The sequence below is a fragment of the Chryseobacterium sp. JK1 genome (assembly GCF_050632815.1).
In the GTDB taxonomy this organism is placed as follows: domain Bacteria; phylum Bacteroidota; class Bacteroidia; order Flavobacteriales; family Weeksellaceae; genus Chryseobacterium.
Genome location: NZ_JBODRU010000003.1, coordinates 101,477 through 121,034, shown reverse-complemented (window position 1 = coordinate 121,034; position 19,558 = coordinate 101,477). Strand labels below are relative to the sequence as shown.

General features: G+C 32.5%; 20 protein-coding genes. All 20 read left to right on the top strand.

Annotated features, from left to right (window positions below):
- The first annotated feature begins 7 nt into the window (after positions 1-7).
- The 20 genes from ACQ76T_RS17205 (at position 8) to rimO (ending at position 19,429) form a co-directional block, all read left to right on the top strand.
- Entirely contained in the window at positions 8-1,333 is a 1,326-nt protein-coding gene (locus tag ACQ76T_RS17205) for a hypothetical protein (protein WP_431344491.1), read from the top strand.
- Positions 1,333-2,505: a glycosyltransferase family 4 protein gene (locus ACQ76T_RS17200; protein WP_431344490.1), complete on the top strand. Its 1,173-nt coding sequence runs from the start codon at positions 1,333-1,335 to the stop codon at positions 2,503-2,505. The genes ACQ76T_RS17205 and ACQ76T_RS17200 overlap by 1 nt, the downstream gene beginning before the upstream one ends.
- A gap of 29 nt (positions 2,506-2,534) precedes the next feature.
- Positions 2,535-3,683, top strand: a complete 1,149-nt coding sequence (locus ACQ76T_RS17195; RefSeq protein WP_431344489.1) for an N-acetyl sugar amidotransferase — start codon at positions 2,535-2,537, stop codon at positions 3,681-3,683.
- Complete coding sequence (hisH, locus tag ACQ76T_RS17190) at positions 3,680-4,294, top strand: imidazole glycerol phosphate synthase subunit HisH (RefSeq protein ID WP_431344488.1); 615 nt, start codon at positions 3,680-3,682, stop codon at positions 4,292-4,294. The genes ACQ76T_RS17195 and hisH overlap by 4 nt, the downstream gene beginning before the upstream one ends.
- A gap of 6 nt (positions 4,295-4,300) precedes the next feature.
- Positions 4,301-5,062, top strand: a complete 762-nt coding sequence (locus ACQ76T_RS17185) for an AglZ/HisF2 family acetamidino modification protein (RefSeq protein ID WP_431344487.1) — start codon at positions 4,301-4,303, stop codon at positions 5,060-5,062.
- Between the two features lie 54 nt (positions 5,063-5,116).
- Positions 5,117-6,151, top strand: coding sequence for a polysaccharide biosynthesis protein (locus tag ACQ76T_RS17180; RefSeq protein WP_431344486.1), 1,035 nt, complete (start codon positions 5,117-5,119; stop codon positions 6,149-6,151).
- Positions 6,152-6,163: 12 nt separating this feature from the next.
- Complete coding sequence (locus tag ACQ76T_RS17175; RefSeq protein ID WP_431344485.1) at positions 6,164-6,592, top strand: WxcM-like domain-containing protein; 429 nt, start codon at positions 6,164-6,166, stop codon at positions 6,590-6,592.
- Positions 6,589-7,707: an NAD-dependent epimerase/dehydratase family protein gene (locus tag ACQ76T_RS17170; RefSeq protein WP_431344484.1), complete on the top strand. Its 1,119-nt coding sequence runs from the start codon at positions 6,589-6,591 to the stop codon at positions 7,705-7,707. Before ACQ76T_RS17175 ends, ACQ76T_RS17170 begins: the two co-directional genes overlap by 4 nt.
- Before the next feature lies 1 nt (position 7,708).
- Positions 7,709-8,923, top strand: coding sequence for an O-antigen ligase family protein (locus ACQ76T_RS17165; RefSeq protein WP_431344483.1), 1,215 nt, complete (start codon positions 7,709-7,711; stop codon positions 8,921-8,923).
- Positions 8,871-10,007 carry a non-hydrolyzing UDP-N-acetylglucosamine 2-epimerase gene (gene wecB / locus ACQ76T_RS17160; RefSeq protein WP_431344482.1) on the top strand — a complete coding sequence of 379 codons (1,137 nt, stop codon included), beginning with the start codon at positions 8,871-8,873 and terminating at the stop codon, positions 10,005-10,007. The genes ACQ76T_RS17165 and wecB overlap by 53 nt, the downstream gene beginning before the upstream one ends.
- 2 nt (positions 10,008-10,009) lie before the next feature.
- On the top strand, positions 10,010-11,215 hold the full coding sequence (locus ACQ76T_RS17155; protein ID WP_431344481.1) for a glycosyltransferase family 4 protein: 1,206 nt from the start codon (positions 10,010-10,012) through the stop codon (positions 11,213-11,215).
- Positions 11,216-11,470: 255 nt separating this feature from the next.
- Positions 11,471-12,712 (top strand): hypothetical protein, encoded by a 1,242-nt coding sequence (locus ACQ76T_RS17150; protein WP_431344480.1) that lies wholly within the window; start codon positions 11,471-11,473, stop codon positions 12,710-12,712.
- Between the two features lie 145 nt (positions 12,713-12,857).
- Entirely contained in the window at positions 12,858-13,445 is a 588-nt protein-coding gene (locus ACQ76T_RS17145; RefSeq protein WP_431344479.1) for a sugar transferase, read from the top strand.
- Positions 13,438-14,397: a methionyl-tRNA formyltransferase gene (locus tag ACQ76T_RS17140; RefSeq protein WP_431344478.1), complete on the top strand. Its 960-nt coding sequence runs from the start codon at positions 13,438-13,440 to the stop codon at positions 14,395-14,397. Before ACQ76T_RS17145 ends, ACQ76T_RS17140 begins: the two co-directional genes overlap by 8 nt.
- Positions 14,394-15,068 carry a PIG-L deacetylase family protein gene (locus tag ACQ76T_RS17135; RefSeq protein ID WP_431344477.1) on the top strand — a complete coding sequence of 225 codons (675 nt, stop codon included), beginning with the start codon at positions 14,394-14,396 and terminating at the stop codon, positions 15,066-15,068. Before ACQ76T_RS17140 ends, ACQ76T_RS17135 begins: the two co-directional genes overlap by 4 nt.
- Positions 15,069-15,107: 39 nt before the next feature.
- Positions 15,108-15,749, top strand: a complete 642-nt coding sequence (locus ACQ76T_RS17130; RefSeq protein WP_431344476.1) for an acetyltransferase — start codon at positions 15,108-15,110, stop codon at positions 15,747-15,749.
- A 1-nt stretch (position 15,750) separates the two neighbouring features.
- Positions 15,751-16,887, top strand: a complete 1,137-nt coding sequence (locus ACQ76T_RS17125; protein ID WP_431344475.1) for an aminotransferase class I/II-fold pyridoxal phosphate-dependent enzyme — start codon at positions 15,751-15,753, stop codon at positions 16,885-16,887.
- A gap of 14 nt (positions 16,888-16,901) precedes the next feature.
- On the top strand, positions 16,902-17,471 hold the full coding sequence (locus tag ACQ76T_RS17120; protein ID WP_431344474.1) for a sugar transferase: 570 nt from the start codon (positions 16,902-16,904) through the stop codon (positions 17,469-17,471).
- 14 nt (positions 17,472-17,485) lie between these two features.
- A complete protein-coding gene (gene rfbC / locus ACQ76T_RS17115) occupies positions 17,486-18,031 on the top strand; it encodes a dTDP-4-dehydrorhamnose 3,5-epimerase (protein ID WP_431344473.1) in 546 nt (181 codons plus the stop codon).
- A 96-nt stretch (positions 18,032-18,127) separates the two neighbouring features.
- Complete coding sequence (gene rimO, locus ACQ76T_RS17110; RefSeq protein WP_431344472.1) at positions 18,128-19,429, top strand: 30S ribosomal protein S12 methylthiotransferase RimO; 1,302 nt, start codon at positions 18,128-18,130, stop codon at positions 19,427-19,429.
- Positions 19,430-19,558: the final 129 nt, after the last annotated feature.

Genomic DNA, 19,558 nt, shown 5'->3' with positions numbered 1-19,558 from the left:
TAAATTGATGAATGTAAAAACTATAAATTTTGAATCCAGATATAAATTAATTTTTTCTTCTCTGATATTTAGTATCTTAGTAGGAATAGGTTACTATTCTTATCTTGTGCCTACTTGGGGTTATTTTGGATTGGAAAGTGATGAGCCGTCAATAGGAATTTGGAGCTTTTATATTATTTTTGCAATACTGCCTTCCATATTCTTACCAAAAGAAATTACCAGACCAAGTATGTTTGGTGTTTGGGTACTTTATATACTCACTTATGTACCTATGATTACCGGTACTTTTTTTGATAAACAAATTATATTCGAACAAAAACTGATCATTTCATTCAGTTATTGCTTGGGTTTTTTATTTTTATGCTGCTTTTATAAAGTGAAGCTATTTAAACCTAAACCATTTAATGTGCCATATCGCCTGTTTTGGACTCTACTATATTTCTTGGTATTTACAATGTTGGCTTATATTGTTTTCTTATATCGAGATAACTTAACGTTTGTTAATATTCTTGCGTCAGACGAAGTTTATGAAACCCGCTTTGCTGGTCAAGAAATTCAAGAACAATCTGCGTTTGCTGGTCATATTATATTATGGTTGAGTAATGCCTTTTTTCCATTTATTTTAAGCGTAGGTTTTATTCAAAATGATAAAGTAAAAAAGATAATCGGTATTTCTGGTCTGATCATTCTTTATATGACCATGGCTAATAAACAGTATATTTTTTCTATTGTGTTTATTTATTTAATATTTAAATTATTTTCATCAACAAATAAAGTGAAGATTTTTAGGTTTTTTAAATTTATAATTATTCCTATGGCTGTTCTTTTATTTTGTAATGAATTTGTTGATATACCGATAGTGAATGATATTGTTTTTGCTTTTTCAGGTATTTTCTTATTTAGAACATTATATACAAGTACATTGATGACTGTATATTATAACGTTTTTTTGGAAAATCATCCTTATACTTATTTCAGTCATATTTCCATTATTAATAAACTTGTGGAATATCCATATAAAGATCAGTTAGGAATAGAAGTGGGTACTTATTTCATAGATATTGAAAAATTTAATGCTAATGCTAATTTTTTCATTACTGACGGACTATCTTCGCTAGGCTGTATAGGGGTGATCATCATTGGGATTTTTTGTTCTTTTGTATTTTATTTATATGATTCTTTTTCATCTAATAGCAATAAGATATTAGGTATTTTACTTATAAGCGTTGCCTGTGTTGCTCTAATGAACGTATCTCTTTTTACAACTTTGATTTCTGGAGGTCTACTGTTCTTTATGTTTTTACTTAATAATAACAATATAATAAAAAAATAATGAAGATCCTTATGCTCTGTGAGCTATATATAGAAAATTTAGAATATCAGGAAAATCTTTTAGTAAAGTATTACAGAAAGCATGGACATGAGGTAACGGTAATTACTTCAACTTATGATAATGTATTTGATTATTATAATAACAAGCATGATAATTCTAAACCGAAAAGGATCTACTATGATCATGGAGCAAAGATTATAAAGCTACCGTTTAAGTTTAATTTTGCTGGAAAAATAAAAAAGTATCTTAATATTACCTCCATAGTAGAAGAATTTAAGCCAGATTTACTATATATTCATGATATCATGCCTAATATGCTTGAAATGCTTGATTATAAAAAAAGAAATCCTCAAGTTAAAATGATTATGGATTATCACGCGGATTATAGTAATTCAGGAAATAACTGGATTTCTGTACAAGTATTACATAAAATCATAAGAAGAAAAATATATTTAGATCCTGTTAGAAAACATATCTCTAAATTCTTTCCAATTATACCAGGTAGTGCAACTTTTTTGACAGATTTATATGGTGTCCATAAAGACGAGATGGAGATTTTGCCATTAGGAGCAGATGTAGATCTTGTAGAAGAGATCAAAAAAAGTGGCAAGAGAGAAATTATAAGAAATAAATTGGGGCTAAGAGATAACCAAAAAGTAATATTCTCTGGAGGAAAATTTGCACCATTAAAGAGAATTGATCTTTTACTTGAAGTATTTAATGAAATTAATGATCCTAATCTTCATTTGATTGTGGTAGGAGATTCTGATACAAATAATCAAAAATATAAGGAAGAATTATTCGAATTGGCTGCTAACAATCCTAATATTCATTTTACAGGGTGGATAAATAATCAGCAGGTATATGAATATTTATCAGCCTCTGATTTGGCTGTTTTTCCTGCAAGTCAATCAATAGTATGGCTACAGGCCATAGCATCTGAGCTTCCATTAATAATTGGTGATTTTGGAGGACAGTCACTTGATTATATTAATGAATTTGGTGCAATATTGGAAATGAAACCTGATGGAATTAGTAAAGAAAACTTGAAAGCATATATTCAAAAAATTACATCAGATAATGATACTTACAATAAAATGAAGGAAGCAACCAAAAAAACGAGAGCTAAATATTTAGATTGGAATTATTTAATTAATCGAACTTTTGTATAATTTTATAAAATAAAGACAATAAATAATAAATGAAAAAACCAGATATTTCATACCAGATATGTACCAAAACAATTATGGATACTTCAGATCCTAATATTGTTTTTAATGAGAAAGGAGAAAGTGATTATTATATTAACTATACAGAAAGTATTTTACCAACCTGGCATACCGATGAAAGGGGGCTCAAAGAACTTGAACAGGAGGCTGAGAAGATAAAAAAAGATGGTAAGAATAGAGACTTTGACTGTATTATAGGACTTAGCGGGGGGCTAGACAGTTCATATGCCGCCTATGTAGCGAAAGAAGTAATGGGACTTAGACCTCTTATCTTTCACGTAGATGCTGGCTGGAACACAGACCGAGCGGTAAGTAATATTGAAAAATTAGTTAACGGACTTAATCTGGATTTATATACAGAGGTGATCAATTGGGAAGAAATGAAAGACCTTCAGGTTGCCTTCCTGAAATCACAGATTGCAGATCAGGATATGCCTCAGGATATTGCTTTCTTTTCGGGACTCTATAAATTCGCAAAAAAGAATAAAATTAAATACGTTCTTACTGGTGGGAATTTCTCAACGGAATGTTGTAGAGAACCCGAAGAATGGGGAGCTTATCCGGGGATAGACAAAACCTTGATCATGGATATTCATAAAAAATTCGGTAAAAGAGATCTTAAATCTTTTCCTATAGTCGATATAATGAGCTATAAACTTTACTATAAGTATGTCTTAGGAATGCAGGTTTATAAACCATTAAACTGTCTGCCTTATATTAAAAATGATGTAGAAAAATTATTGCTTGACAAGTATGGATGGGAGAGTTTCCAACATAAACACCACGAGTCAAGATTTACAAGATTTTTCGAAGATTATTGGCTACCTAGAAAATTCGGATATCAAAAAAGAAGAGCTCATTTTTCGAGTTTAATTCTGACAGGACAAATGACAAGAGAAGAAGCATTAGATAGAGTGTCAAGACCAGAACTATCTGAAGAATTTTTACAGAAAGAGTTTGAATATGTAGCCCATAAATTAGACCTTACTACGGACGAACTTCAGAAGTTATTTGAAGGTGAAAATAAAACCTATCATGATTATAAGAATAAAAGATCACTTATAGGAATTGGTGCACAGACTATGAGAAAACTTGGTCTTGAAAAAAGATTATTCAGATGATAACAATTATTGATTACGGTGTTGGAAATATCAATGCCTTCGTTAATGTATATAAAAGAGTAGATGTTCCCGTAAAGATTGCGAAAACAAAAGATGATCTTGAAGGAGCAGAAAAACTTATCCTTCCGGGAGTTGGTCACTTTGACCATGCAATGACCCAGTTGAACAATTCAGGAATGAGAGATAAACTGGACGAACTTGTACTAGGGCAGAAAGTCCCTGTTATTGGTATCTGTGTAGGAATGCAGATGATGGCTAATAACAGTGATGAAGGAAAACTTGATGGTTTGAAGTGGATCGATGCTACCGTTAAAAAATTCGATGAAACAAAAATTCATCAGGTAACCAGACTTCCGCATATGGGCTGGAATGATGTAAAGCCGGTAAAAGATATTGAATTATTTAAAGGTCTAGAAAACAACTCCATTTTTTATTTTCTTCACACCTACTATTTTCACTGTAATAATCGGGAGGATATTATGGCAATTACAGATTATGCTGGAGAATTTGCATCAGCAGCTCACCATGAAAATAAATATGGAATACAGTTTCATCCGGAAAAAAGCCACCATTATGGTGAAATCTTATTACACAACTTTGCAAAACTTTAAATATACATGCTAAGGCCAAGAATTATACCGAGTCTTCTGATCCAGGATAACGGACTTGTAAAAACTGTTAATTTCAAAAATCCCAAATATGTGGGAGATCCTATCAATGCGGTAAGAATTTTTAATGAAAAAGAAGTTGACGAACTTGCCATTTTTGATATTGATGCTACAGCAAAAGGTTTGGAACCCAATTATAGCTTAATAGAAAGAATTGCTAATCAGTCAAGAATGCCTTTATGCTATGGAGGAGGAGTAAAGACTTTAGAACAGGCTCAGAGAATTTTTGGATTGGGAATTGAAAAAATTGCATTATCATCCGCTGTACTCCAAAATCCGAAACTTATTACAGAGATTGCAGAAAGAGTGGGTTCACAAAGTGTAATCGTTGTTTTAGATGTTAAGAAAAAACTTTTTGGGGGATATGAAGTATATACCCATAATGGAAAAAAGGCTACAGGAATCAATCCTTTTAAATTTGTTGAGGAAGCACAGAAACTGGGTGCTGGAGAAATTGTTATCAATTCAATAGACCAGGATGGGGTGATGAAAGGATATGATATGGGACTTATTGATAAAATTAGAGAGCAGATTTCCCTTCCTCTCACTGTTTTAGGGGGTGCGGGTACATTGAATGACATCAAGCAGGTAATCAATAAGCACGGGATTATAGGTGTTGCTGCAGGAAGCCTTTTTGTATTCAAAGGAGTTTACAAAGCCGTTTTAATAAATTATCCTACTTTTGAAGAGAAGGAAAAACTAATAAAATAATAATGGAAGATTTTACCCTATTTAGAGTAAATAAACCATATACAACAAAAGCACATGCAAATAAAAGATAAAGTACTTCTTATCACCGGAGGAACAGGTTCATTTGGAACTGCTGTTTTAAGAAAGTTTATAAATACAGAGCATTTTAAAGAGATTCGAATCTTTTCCCGTGATGAAAAGAAGCAGGATGATATGAGAAACCAATTTAAAAATGATAAACTGAAATTTTATATTGGTGATGTAAGAGATTATAAAAGTCTAGAGCCCGCTATGAGAGGAGTAGACTATGTTTTTCATGCTGCTGCACTAAAACAAGTACCATCTTGTGAGTTTTTCCCAATGCAGGCTGTGAAAACAAATGTAGAAGGAACTCAAAATGTAATAGATGCAGCTGCTCAAAATAAAGTAAAAAAGGTAATCTGCCTTAGTACAGATAAAGCTGCATATCCTATTAATGCTATGGGTATTTCCAAAGCCATGATGGAAAAAGTAGCAGTTGCTGCTTCAAGAAATCTGGAAGAGACAGTGGTGTGCCTTACAAGATATGGAAATGTAATGGCGTCCAGGGGGTCTGTAATTCCATTATTTATAAAGCAGATCAAAAATGAAGATCCTATTACTATAACAGATCCGAACATGACAAGATTTTTAATGTCATTGGAAGAAGCTGTTGATTTAGTATTATTTGCTTTTGAACATGGAAATCCTGGTGACTTATTTGTTAATAAAGCTCCTGCAGGAACTATTGGGGATCTGGCAACAGCTCTAAAGGAAATGTTTAAGTCAGAAACTCCTGTAAAAATCATTGGTACAAGACATGGTGAGAAACTTTATGAAACACTATGTACACGCGAGGAAATGATTAAAGCTGAAGATATGGGAGACTTTTACAGAATTCCTGCAGATAACAGAGATCTGAACTACGCTCAGTATTTCTCCGAAGGAGTAGAAGATATCTCTAAAATTGAAGACTATCATTCCCACAATACAGAACAACAGGATGTAGAAGGAATGAAGAAGTTATTATTAAAACTCCCATTAATAAGAAAAGAGGTTTTAGGAGAAGATATCATGCAATATCCAGACTAATATTTGATAATCATGGAGAATCCCAAAATAATAGATGGTGGAAAGCATTCTGATGAAAGAGGAAGTCTTTTCTATAACAATGATTTTGGACTTCAGAATATTAAAAGAATATATTGTATTGAAAATGCCGATATAGAATTTATAAGAGGGTGGACTGGTCACAGGATAGAAGAAAGATGGTTTGCTGTGATGTACGGAAGTTTTATCCTGAGACTGGTGAAAATTGATGATTGGGAAAATCCGGCAGAAGAATCTGAAATATTAGAATTCAGAATGGATGCAGACAATTTAAATATACTTCATATGCCTAAAGGCTATGCAAGTGCTATTCAGGCAAGAGAAAAAAATTCAAAGTTATTGGTAATGGTCGATCACTCACTAGGAGAGATTGATGATGATTATCGGTTTCCGATAAATTATTTTAAAAAATTATTACGATGAAGAAAGTTGGAATTACAGGCCAGAATGGTTTTGTTGGTTCACATTTGTATAATACATTAGGGTTAAAACCTGAAGAATTTGAGAGAGTTGATTTCCATAAAGAATTCTTTGATTTTCCTGAAAAATTAGACGCTTTTGTTGGGCAATGTGATGTTATTGTACATCTTGCTGCAATGAACCGTCATCCGGATCCTGAAGTCATTTATGAGAACAATGTAAAATTGGTAAGAGAACTTACGGCATCATTGGAGAGAACCGGATCGAAAGCTCATGTTCTTTTTTCATCGTCCTCTCAGGAAGAAAAAGACAATCTTTACGGAAAATCAAAAAAAGAAGGCCGTGAAATTTTTGCGCAATGGGCAGAAGCTGCTGGAGGAAAATTTACAGGAATGATTATCCCAAATGTATTTGGTCCTTTTGGCAAACCAAACTATAATTCTTTTATTGCAACCTTTTGTCATAAACTTACCCATGGAGAAACCCCGGTAATTGACAATGATGGCGAAGTAAAGCTAATCTATGTAGGAGAATTGGTTCAGGAAATTATCAGTCAGATAGAAGGTAGTAAAACGAACAATGTATATGAAGTTTCACATACTTCTGTAAACAAAGTTTCAGAAGTACTTCTGAAACTTGAAAATTATAAAAAACTTTATTTTGAAAACGGAGAGATCCCTGTATTGGAATCAAAGTTTGATCTGAATCTCTTCAATACATTCAGATGTTATTTTGATATTAAAAACCACTATCCCGTAAAATTTACACAACATACTGATCCAAGAGGAGCTTTTGTAGAAGTAATAAGATTGGGAATAGGAGGACAATGCTCATTCTCTACTACAGTTTCTGGTATCACAAGAGGAAACCACTTTCATACAAGAAAAATAGAAAGATTCGCAGTAATAAAAGGAAAAGCTCTAATACAGCTTAGAAAAATAGATACCGATAAAGTTCATGATTTTTATCTGGATGGTGCAGAGCCCGCTTATGTAGATATGCCAGTTTGGTACACCCATAATATTAAAAATATAGGAGACGAAGAATTATATACAATTTTTTGGATCAATGAACCTTTTAATCCTGAGGATTCAGATACTTATTTTTTAAATGTCTAATATGGAATTGGTAAAAAAACATAATATTGGATTTATCTTTTTACTAACCTTCGGGTATATATTTTCATACTCGTTCGCTATTTTAGTAAATGCAGATTCAAATAATTATTTTTCTGTTCCTTTCCGTATCATAGTCTTATTGCTTGGTTGTTATGTTATTTATCAAAATTTTGAGAACATTAAGAAAAGAAAATTTACAATTATCTGTACATTTCTTTTCTGGATGTTCTATTTATTCAAAGCTATTTATAGTTTTAAAAATGACACTTACTTACCAGATACAATCAATGAAGAAAATAGAACTTATATAAGGATTATTTTTTTGAACCTGATCCCTTATATAGCTGTTTTAGGAATTAGTTTTACAAAAAAGATGACGGTGAAACTGAATTCTCTTATATTCAACTTCCTATTAATTATATTGGGAATAAGTTCTTTATGGACAATATTTGTATTTCAGCACTTTGAAAAATCAAGTGGAATATTTGCCAGTTACTATATAAGTGTTGGGCATTATGGTTTGTCATTGCTGATATTATCAATTTTCTCTTATTTTCAATCTCCTCAAAAATGGCTAAAACCATTTTTAGGTAGCCTAATAGGAGCATTTACCATATTTAGCTCCTCTGCAAGAAGTCCTATATTGGCTGCATTTATTATTTTGCTGATTGTATTAATGTATATCAATAAATTGAAATATTGGATTATATTAATATTCTTTACGCTACTTTTTATTGTTAGCATTTATATATTAAAGCAAACATCAGTATCTGATTTTGAATTTATCAATAGAATGTATGTTGCCATTTTTGAAACAGATGGAAGTGGACGCTCTTATTATTTATTAAAAGGATGGGACGTTTTTAAAAATAATATTCTATTTGGAGGACGTATTTTATTTGAAGACGGTATGTATCCACATAATGTCTTTATTGAAGTCTTAATGAGCATGGGGATAGTAGGATTTATTTTATTCTTTTTGTATTTTAAAGATATATTGAAATTTAAAATAAAATACACTATTCAGAAAATTTATTATTTACCATATTTTTTGTTTTTTATTCAATACTTTGTATTGGTTCTTACTTCATACAGTATCTTTGCGAATATGGAGTTTTGGAGCTTTACAGCAATAATTATATCTATAATTTTATTTTGTTACGATGAAGAAATTAAAAGTAATGACAGTCGTGGGTACACGACCGGAAATCATTAGACTATCAAGAGTATTATCAGCTTTAGATGCTTCTGAAGCTGTAGAACATATTATTGTCCATACCGGGCAAAATTACGATTATGAGCTTAACCAGATTTTTTTCGATGATCTGGGGTTAAGAAAACCTGATTATTTTCTTGAAGCAGCAGGGAAAACAGCAACGGAGACTGTAGGAAATATTCTGATTAAAATAGATCCACTTCTTGAAGAATTGAAACCTGATGCATTTTTAGTATTAGGAGACACCAACTCGTGTTTATGTGCTATTCCTGCCAAAAAAAGACAAATTCCGATTTTCCATATGGAAGCTGGAAACAGATGTTTTGATCAAAGGGTGCCTGAAGAAACAAACCGTAAAATTGTTGATCATACTTCTGATATCAATTTGACCTACTCAGACATTGCCAGAGAATACCTTTTAAGAGAAGGTCTTCCGGCTGATAGGATTATTAAGACCGGATCTCCAATGTATGAGGTTTTGAATCATTATCTTCCTCAAATTAAAGATTCCGACATTCTTACAAGACTCAACCTTGACGAAGGGAAATATTTTGTTGTTTCCTCTCATAGAGAAGAAAATATTAACTCAGACAAAAACTTTAGAGGATTAATCAGCAGCCTTAATGCTATTGCAGAAGAATATCAATATCCGATTATTGTTTCTACCCATCCAAGAACAAGAAATATGATCGATAAAATGCAACTGGAGGTCAGACCTGAAATTCAATTTCTGAAACCCCTAGGTTTCCATGATTATAATGCTCTTCAAATGAGAAGTTATGCAGTACTGTCAGATTCTGGTACAATTTCGGAAGAATCATCAATATTAAATTTCAGAGCTCTTAACATCAGAGAAGCACATGAAAGACCTGAAGCTATGGAAGAAGCATCAGTAATGATGGTGGGATTGTCTCCGGAAAGAATCTTACAAGGACTTGGTCAATTAAAACAACAGACAACCGGAACTGAAAGAAACTATAGGCAAGTGTCTGATTATTCAATGCCAAACGTATCGGAAAAAGTAGTAAGAATAATTTTAAGCTACACAGATTATATTAATAGAGTAGTCTGGAGAAAGATATAAAAATGAATATATTATTTCTTACCCTGGCTAAGATAAGTACTTTAAAAGAGCGAGGTATTTACCATGATTTAATGCGTGAGTTTTCAAGTCATAATCATAACGTCTATATTGTAAGCCCGATAGAAAGACGTGAAGGTCAAAAAACAACTGAAAAAAAAGAAAGAAATGCAACTTTCCTGAATGTAAAAACACTCAATATCCAAAAAACAAACTTTATTGAGAAGGGAATTTCAACGTTAACAATTGAAAAATTATTTTTAAACGCAATAAAAAAATATTTTTCAAAAGTGAAGTTTGATCTTGTAATCTACTCTACACCACCCATTACATTTACAGGTGTTATTAAATATATAAAACAAAGAGATAATGCCAAATCATATTTGCTTCTGAAAGATATATTTCCACAAAATGCAGTAGACATGAAGCTGTTATCAAAAAAAGGAATTTTATATAAATATTTCAGAAATAAGGAAAAGGAACTATATAATATATCTGATAAAATTGGATGTATGTCTGAGGCAAATGTAAAATTTGTTCTCAATCATAATTCTTATATATCTAAAGAAAAAGTAGAGATTAATCCGAATTCTATAGATCTGCAATTGGTTGCAGATATTTCGGAAGAAAATAAAAAAACAATCCGGGAAAAATATCAAATACCTTATAACAGAAAAGTATTTATATATGGCGGAAATTTAGGCAGACCTCAGGGGATAGATTTTCTTATAGAAACGTTACAGGCGAAGTCAGGAGATAAAGATGTATTTTTTGTTATAGCCGGATCAGGAACAGAATATGATAAACTGAAAAATTGGTTTGATAGTTTTAAACCTGAAAACGCATTATTGCTTCCGGCAATTCCTAAATCAGATTATGATCTTTTGGTTCAATCCTGCGATATAGGACTTATTTTTTTACATAAAGATTTTTTGATTCCAAATTATCCGTCAAGATTGCTTTCTTATTTAGAATTTAAAATGCCCGTACTAGCTGCTACAGATTCTAATACAGATATAGGAACTGATATTGTGAAAAATAATTGTGGTATGGCTGTTCATTCAGATGATTTAAAATCAATGGTTAATGCTATTGATACCTTAAAAGAGATGGATGGCGCTAAATTTGAAGTGATGAGACAGAATAGCTTGAATTTTTTAAAAAAAGAATTTCAAGTTGAACGGTCTTATTTCAAAATAATAGAAGCTTAACTTATGAACAAAGGGAAATTTATTTTAATATGCATTCTTTTATGTAATATTTTATTAGGACAAAAGCCGGTAATTTATTATTCGGCGTATGCTTCAAAATCGCAAAAGGATCATAATATTTCCCTGATTAAGTTTTTTCAGGATGTCTCTAATAAAAATGCGGTTGGAGTTGTTGACGGTTATAATATTGAAATCGAAAAAGAAATAACTGTAAAGAATATAGATAATATTGAATTATCTTTTAAAAATTCGAATTTGTATTCCAATAAAAGATTTTCTGGTTTTTTTATAAACTTTTTGAATTCCAAGAATATTAAGATAGACGGCTTTAGTGTAGAGATGTTTCGTTCAAAGATTCAGACATATATTAAAGAAGATTATCCCAATATTTTTAATGGGGGATTGGGCTTTAAGGGATGTGAAAATATTGAAGTTAAAAATTCCAAATTTTTGAATTTATATACCCGATCAATCCAAATAACAGAAAGCTATGGGAATGTATCTATAAATAATAATTTTTTTAGTTCAAAAAAACAAAATCAAAAGTATTTGCTGGAACATGTAGTTTTTGGGTCATCCCGAAATGCAGTCATTTCAGTCAGCAAAAACAGATTTGATAATGAAACATATGAAAATCCGGATTTCGGGATAGCTGCTATTTCCGGATATGGATTAGGAAAGAACGGAGGAAAGGTGAGTATTGTAGATAATTATATTAATAATGCAGGTAGAAGCAATTCAGGACAGCATCGTCTGTATGCTATAGACTTCTACGATGACTGTGATAATTTATTGATAAAAGGAAATACTTTTAATAACATTATGTGGGGTGCTTTAAGATTTAATGGAAGCTCAGAAAATATAGTTATTGCAGACAATAATATTTCCATAAAAAACCCAGATGATACATCGTGTATAACGAGCTCTACTACGGGTAATAGCCCCTATTTTAAAAATATTAGCATTGATAATAACAGTATTACAACCTTATCAGGACTTAATTCTGCAATCATGCTTCAAAACCAGTTTGAAAAAACAAAAACGGAAAACATTTCCATTAAAAATAATAAAATAAATAATTCTTATAATAACATTTTTATTTTAGGATATTTTGATGATGTTTCTGTAATTCAAAATGTTTTTAAGGGAACTGGATCCTCAATGGGAATCTCTTTTATTTTAAAGAATAAACAGATTAATAAACCAATATATATAATGGACAATAAGATTGATGCCTTCAATACAGGTATCTCTTTAAATTCTAAAGATAATATGATTAATTATAATAGTTTTTTTGTTAAAAATAATGAAATCATTACTGGGAACAAGGAATTTAAAGGTTTTGGAATTATTGTAAATTTGGGGATGAAAGGAAATGTGAACATTGAAGATAATAACATTCTTAATTATAACACTGGGTTATATATAAGAGAAAAAACAGTAAATACAAAACTTAATAAGTTTACTGGAAACATAAAAAATATGTCCAGAGAATAAAATTTGTGGACATTTTATAAATAGGTTCAATAGAGCTTTTTGTAATCAATCTATTTGAACAGCTTTTTTTAATTTTGAAATAGACTATGAGAATTAAAATGAAATTACTTCCGTATATATTTTTAAACATATGTAAATTATAATAATGATGTATAAGGCATTTATCAAAAGGTTATTGGATGTTTTTATAGCACTTTCAATCATTATATTTTTATTCCCTATATTTCTGATTGTTTATATTTTAGTTAGAATAGACAGCCCTGGAAAGTTCTTTTTCTTTCAGGAAAGATTAGGTTATCAGGGGAAAGTATTTAAAATATATAAGATAAGAACAATGTATGATAGGGAGAGGGTGGCAGATAGAGAGATATTAAAAGGAGATGCTGAAGTGACAAAAGTAGGATATTATTTAAGACGCTTTAAAATAGATGAGCTTCCTCAGATTATTAATGTATTTAATGGTGATATGTCTCTTGTAGGACCTCGCCCATGTTTACCGAGACAACTTACAGAATTTAATGAAGACGGGAAAAAAAGAATTCAGGTGGTTCCAGGCCTTACTGGATTGGCGCAAATTAATGGGAATATCCATTTATCCTGGGAAGAAAGATGGAAGTATGATAGAGAATATGTAGAAAATCAAAGCTTTTTATTAGATACTAAAATCATACTTAAAACATTTCTAATATTGTTTAATGGTGAAGATAAATATATAAAACGCCCAAATGTATAAAATATTAGTAATAGGAGCTGTGAATTCCACAGCTAAGATTATTCAAAAATTAATTGAAAATGGTTTGGAAGTAGTTGGTGTCCTTGGGCATAAGCCTAAAGATCAAAACAAGATTTCCGGATGGGCAGACTTGGCTTCATTATCTTATGATCTTGGTATAAATTACAAAAGTTTTACCAAAATTAATGATGAAGAAAATCTTAAATGGGCTGCTGAAAAAAAGGCTGACATAATTTTTGCTGTTGGTTTTTCTCAGTTACTGCAGGAAGATTGGTTTTCTGTTTCGAAATTAGGCTGTATAGGGTTCCATCCTACAAAGCTTCCAATCGGAAGAGGAAGAGCTCCTTTAGCTTGGATAACATTAGAACAATCCTATGGTTCAGCTACTTTTTTTCTTATGGGAAAAGGAGCTGATGATGGACCTATCTTTGCACAATCTATATTTAAAGTTGAAGAAAATGATGACGCAGAAAGTGTGGAGTCGAAAATTTTAGAGAACATTGATTTAGCATTGGATCAATGGCTTCCTGAATTGAAAGAAGGTATATGGAACCCTATTCCTCAATGTGAGCACTTAGCATCTCATTATGGAGTAAGAAAAGAAGAAGATGGACTTATCAATTGGAATGATAATGCTGTATTTATAAACAGGTTGATTAAAGCGGCTTCCAAACCGCATCCAGGAGCTTATACCTATTGTAAAGATGAGAAACTAATTATTTGGTCATGTAGACTAGAGAAGAATATTCAGTTCAAAGGAGTAATAGGAAGAGTTTTGTTGAAAAATGAAAAAGAAGAACTTCTTATCCAGACAGGTGAAGGATTGCTGTGGATAGAAGAATATCAATTCAAAGGAGATCTCAGTATTTCAATTAATGTTGGAGATAAATTGGGTTACAATATAGAAGATGAAATTTATAAAATAAAAACCATTTTAAAAAATAATAAATGAATAGAGTAATAGTAGTAGCCCCCCATGCTGATGATGAGATAATTGGGTGTGGCGCAACCATTGCCAGGCATATTAAAGCTGGAGATGAAGTAACTATAGTAATTGCAACTAATGCTTCTGTGGGAGCTCCTGAGCTTTATTCAGCGGATCAGGTTAAAAGTACACGTTCTGAAGCTATTGCAGCACATCAGTTTTTAGGAATAAAAGATACCATTTTTTTAGAATTTCCGGCTCCAGCACTAAATGCTTATCCAGAATTTAAAATATCTTTAGAAATTTCTGAGATATTTAAGAAAATAAAACCTACTCATTTGTATCTTCCTCATCCTGGGGATATTCATCAGGATCATAAAGCTATTTATAGGGCATCTTTGGTCGCTGCCAGACCTCAGGGAGAAAATAAAATATTAAATATTTATTGCTATGAAACCTTGTCCGAAACAGAATGGACACCCATGCAGGAGAAAGCTTTTGTTCCTAATCACTTTGTAGATGTTACTGATGTATTTATGAAAAAGATAGAAGCTATGAAATTTTTTGGTTCACAAATAAAAGAATTTCCTCATTCCAGATCAATAGAAGCTTTTAAAGCTTTAGCTATATATAGGGGGGTAACTGTAGGAGTAGAAAGAGCAGAGGCTTTCGTTATTGAGAGACAAATAGTTTTATAATTAAAAGAATCGTATAATTTTAAAGGGAATCAAAGAAATATGAAGAAAATAGCAATTATTGGAGCAGGAGGATTTGGACGTGAGGTGAAAATGCTGATCGATCATATCAACCAGAAAGATAAACAATTTGAAGTTCTGGGGTTTTATGATGACAAACATTATGATCATGATATCAACGGAGTTCCTTATTTAGGAAAGATCGAGAAAATAAACGAAGTAGATCACACTTTATGTATTGCTGTAGCAATTGGAGATCCTAAAACAAAGAAAAAAATTGTACAGGGAATAAAAAATCCTAATATTGAATTTCCTACTTTGATACATCCTTCAGTAATTATAGGACAGGACGATACTAAAATTGGAAAGGGAAATATTATTTGTGCGGGAGTTATTATCACAGTCAATATAGAAATTGAAGATTTTGTTATTCTTAATCTGTCTTGTACAGTAGGGCATGATACTGTTATAAAAAAGTATAGCTCATTTATGCCAACGGTTAATATTTCTGGTGAAGTTGTTATCAATGAAGCTGTATATGTTGGAACAGGAGCAAAAATTATCAACCTTCTTGAAATCGGCGAAAATACTATTGTGGGTGCAGGAGCAGTAGTTTACAAAAAGCTTCCTGCAAACTGTACAGCAGTAGGAATTCCAGCTAAACCTATAAAATTTCACGAATAATATGAATACTAAAATCTGGTTGTCCTCACCACATATGGGAGGTAACGAATTAAAATATATCAACGAGGCATTCGCAGAAAACTGGGTAGCTCCATTGGGCCCTAACGTTAACGGATTCGAAACGGATCTGGAGCAGTTTTTAGGTCAGAATGCAAAAGTAGCTGTGCTTTCTGCGGGTACTGCGGCATTGCACCTTTCTCTTATTGAATGTGGAGTAGTTCATGGTGATGAGGTGATCTGTCAGTCGATGACATTCTCTGCTTCTGCCAATCCTATTGCTTACTGTGGGGCGGTTCCTGTTTTTATAGACAGCGAACCCGATACCTGGAATATGTGCCCGAAAGCTTTAAAAGAAGCTATTGAAGACAGAATTCAGAAAGGTAAAAAACCAAAAGCAATCATTGTTGTACATTTATATGGAATGCCTGCAAAAATGGACGAAATTTCGGCTATTGCTTCGGAATATCAGATTCCAATCATTGAAGATGCTGCTGAAGCTTTAGGATCTACTTATAAAGATCAGGCTTGTGGAACATTCGGACGTTTCGGAATTTTAAGTTTCAATGGTAACAAAATTATTACCACTTCAGGAGGAGGTGCATTAGTATGCCATACTCAGGAAGATAAAGATAAAGCAGTTTTTTTATCTACACAGGCAAGAGACAATGCCCCCCACTATCAGCATTCTCATATCGGGTTCAACTATAGAATGAGTAATATTGTGGCAGGAATCGGTAGAGGACAGATGGAAGTTCTTAATGACAGAGTGGCCGCCCGTAGAGCAATGCATGATTTCTATCTTGAACTTTTTAAAGATATAGAAGGAGTAACTGTATTTTCAGAGCCTGGAAATGAATTCTATTCCAACCACTGGTTGTCAGCAATCGTTGTAGATCCTGAAATTACCGGTAAAGACAGAGAAGGCTTAAGACTAGCATTTTTGGAAGATAATATAGAATCGAGACCACTTTGGAAGCCTATGCATTTACAGCCAGTGTTTGAAAGTGCGCCTTATTACGGAGAAAATGTTTCAGAAAAACTTTTCGATAATGGTCTTTGCCTTCCGTCGGGCTCTAATCTTACTGATGAAGACAGGGAGAGAATCGCGGCAGTAACCCATACTTATTTCGGGAACTAATATCGCAAAATATAATGAATAAGTATAAACATTGGAAAGTGGTTTTTGATTTTACCCTGGCGGTACTATTAACCATTTTTCTTTTGCCATTACTGATCATTATATTTATTATTGCAAGTGTGGATACCTCTTCCAAAGGACTGTTCTTTCAGAAAAGAATCGGGCAGTACGGGAAAACTTTTATCATTTTTAAATTTAAAACAATTCACGAAACAAAAAGGACCTGTTCCAAAACCGGGCAGGTTCTCAGAAAATTCAAACTGGATGAACTTTCTCAATTGTTTAATATTCTGAAAGGTGATATGAGTTTCGTAGGTCCCAGGCCTGATATTGAAGGGTATTATGACAAGCTTGTAGGAGCGGAAAGAAAAGTGCTGGAACTGAAACCGGGGTTAACCTGTGAAGCCAGTATAAAATACAGAAATGAAGAAAATCTTCTGAAAAATCAGAAAGATCCTATAACATATAATGATGAAATATTATTTCCGAATAAAGTAAAAATGAATCTGGATTATTTTGAAAAGATGTCTTTCAAAAATGATATAAAGATTCTTCTGAAAACAGTAACAATCATATTGAAATAGAATTTTACACAATCATGAAAATTAAAGAAACCCCACTTAAAGACTGCTATATCATAGAGCCAACGGTATTTGAAGACGAAAGAGGCTACTTTTTTGAAAAGTACAACGAAAAAAAATTCGAAGAACTTACAGGAATGAACGGCCATTTTGTACAGGACAATATTTCCAAATCTTCTTATGGAGTATTAAGAGGGCTTCACCTGCAAAAAGGAGAACATGCACAGGCAAAATTGGTATCATGTCTTGAAGGAAGTGTTTGGGATGTAGCAGTGGACCTCAGAGAAGATTCCCCTACATTCGGAGAATGGTTCGGAATAGAGCTTACTGCTGAAAATAAATTACAGCTGTATGTGCCAAGAGGCTTTGGACATGGTTTTGCTGTACTGAGCACCCATGCTGTATTCTCTTATAAATGTGACAACTTTTATAATAAAGAATCAGAAGGAAGTGTAAAATTCAATGATCCGGATCTTAATATCGACTGGAAAGTGGATGAAAAAGATGCCATACTTTCGGAAAAAGACCAGAATGCCCCTGGATTTAAAGAAAAAAACTTTTAAAGTATATCCCTGAAAACCACTTTTCTAAAGTGGTTTTTTATTTTTTTATACTAACTCTTCAATATTTTGTATCTTTGCAGACTCAAAATCAAAACGATGCGTACAAAATCTGTAGGGAAGAAGAAAATCAATGTAGTCACTCTTGGATGCTCCAAGAATGTATATGATTCTGAAGTATTAATGAGCCAGCTGAAAGCCAATGGCAAAGAAGTGGTTCACGAAGACCGTGGAGACATTGTGGTAATCAATACCTGCGGATTCATTGATAATGCTAAAGAAGAGTCTATCAATACTATTCTGGATTATGTAGATGCAAAAAACAGAGGCGAGGTAGAGAAAGTATTCGTTACCGGATGCCTCTCAGAAAGATACAAACCAGATTTGATCAGAGAAATTCCGGATGTAGACCAATACTTTGGAACAAGAGATCTTCCTATTCTGCTGAAACATCTTGGAGCAGATTACAAGCATGAATTAGTAGGAGAAAGGCTTACGACCACTCCAAAGCATTATGCATACCTTAAAATTTCAGAAGGTTGCGATAGACCATGTTCGTTCTGTGCTATTCCTTTAATGAGAGGAGGGCACATTTCAACTCCTATTGAAAAACTGGTTATTGAAGCTCAGAAACTGGCTAAGAAAGGAACAAAAGAATTGATTCTTATTGCTCAGGATCTTACTTATTACGGACTTGATCTTTATAAGAAAAGAGCATTAGGAGAACTTTTGAAAGAGCTTGTAAAAGTTGAAGGAATAGAATGGATCCGTCTTCACTATGCTTTCCCAAGTGGCTTCCCAGAAGATGTATTGGATATTATCCGTGAAGAACCTAAAGTATGTAATTATATAGATATCCCTCTTCAGCACATCAACTCAGATTTATTAAAATCTATGAAGAGAGGTACTACTCATGAAAAAACGGATGCTTTGCTGGCTAAATTCAGAGAGAAAGTTCCTGATATGGCTATCAGAACAACTCTTATCGTTGGATATCCTGGTGAAACAGAAGAAAGATTCCAGGAGCTTAAAGACTGGGTTAGAGAGCAGAAGTTCGACAGACTTGGATGTTTTACCTATTCTCATGAAGAAAATACTTCGGCTCACGTCCTGGAAGATGATATTCCACAGGAAGTGAAAGAAGCCAGAGTAGAAGAAATTATGGAACTTCAGTCTCAGATTTCCTGGGAAAAGAATCAGGAAAAAATAGGAAAAGTATACAGATGTATGTTTGACCGTAAAGAAGGAAATTACTTTATTGGTAGAACAGAATATGATTCTCCGGACGTAGATAATACTGTTTTAGTCTCTGCAGAAGATACTTACATTTCGATTGGTGAGTTTGCAGAAGTTAGAATTACTTCAGCTGAAGAATTTGACTTATATGGAGAATTGGTATAAATTATAACCGTTTGTATTTCAGATACTAAAAAAATAATTTTTGCTAAAATATTAACGTAAATTAACATTGATATCCCTACTTGGTAAATATTAATATATTGATAGTCAATTGTTTATTTTTTTAAGATA

Coding starts and splice junctions, on each gene's coding strand:
- ACQ76T_RS17205 (WP_431344491.1), top strand. CDS start 8: ATGAATGTAAAAACTATAAATTTTGAATCCAGATATAAATTAATTTTT.
- ACQ76T_RS17200 (WP_431344490.1), top strand. CDS start 1,333: ATGAAGATCCTTATGCTCTGTGAGCTATATATAGAAAATTTAGAATAT.
- ACQ76T_RS17195 (WP_431344489.1), top strand. CDS start 2,535: ATGAAAAAACCAGATATTTCATACCAGATATGTACCAAAACAATTATG.
- hisH (WP_431344488.1), top strand. CDS start 3,680: ATGATAACAATTATTGATTACGGTGTTGGAAATATCAATGCCTTCGTT.
- ACQ76T_RS17185 (WP_431344487.1), top strand. CDS start 4,301: ATGCTAAGGCCAAGAATTATACCGAGTCTTCTGATCCAGGATAACGGA.
- ACQ76T_RS17180 (WP_431344486.1), top strand. CDS start 5,117: ATGCAAATAAAAGATAAAGTACTTCTTATCACCGGAGGAACAGGTTCA.
- ACQ76T_RS17175 (WP_431344485.1), top strand. CDS start 6,164: ATGGAGAATCCCAAAATAATAGATGGTGGAAAGCATTCTGATGAAAGA.
- ACQ76T_RS17170 (WP_431344484.1), top strand. CDS start 6,589: ATGAAGAAAGTTGGAATTACAGGCCAGAATGGTTTTGTTGGTTCACAT.
- ACQ76T_RS17165 (WP_431344483.1), top strand. CDS start 7,709: ATGGAATTGGTAAAAAAACATAATATTGGATTTATCTTTTTACTAACC.
- wecB (WP_431344482.1), top strand. CDS start 8,871: ATGAAGAAATTAAAAGTAATGACAGTCGTGGGTACACGACCGGAAATC.
- ACQ76T_RS17155 (WP_431344481.1), top strand. CDS start 10,010: ATGAATATATTATTTCTTACCCTGGCTAAGATAAGTACTTTAAAAGAG.
- ACQ76T_RS17145 (WP_431344479.1), top strand. CDS start 12,858: ATGATGTATAAGGCATTTATCAAAAGGTTATTGGATGTTTTTATAGCA.
- ACQ76T_RS17140 (WP_431344478.1), top strand. CDS start 13,438: ATGTATAAAATATTAGTAATAGGAGCTGTGAATTCCACAGCTAAGATT.
- ACQ76T_RS17135 (WP_431344477.1), top strand. CDS start 14,394: ATGAATAGAGTAATAGTAGTAGCCCCCCATGCTGATGATGAGATAATT.
- ACQ76T_RS17130 (WP_431344476.1), top strand. CDS start 15,108: ATGAAGAAAATAGCAATTATTGGAGCAGGAGGATTTGGACGTGAGGTG.
- ACQ76T_RS17125 (WP_431344475.1), top strand. CDS start 15,751: ATGAATACTAAAATCTGGTTGTCCTCACCACATATGGGAGGTAACGAA.
- ACQ76T_RS17120 (WP_431344474.1), top strand. CDS start 16,902: ATGAATAAGTATAAACATTGGAAAGTGGTTTTTGATTTTACCCTGGCG.
- rfbC (WP_431344473.1), top strand. CDS start 17,486: ATGAAAATTAAAGAAACCCCACTTAAAGACTGCTATATCATAGAGCCA.
- rimO (WP_431344472.1), top strand. CDS start 18,128: ATGCGTACAAAATCTGTAGGGAAGAAGAAAATCAATGTAGTCACTCTT.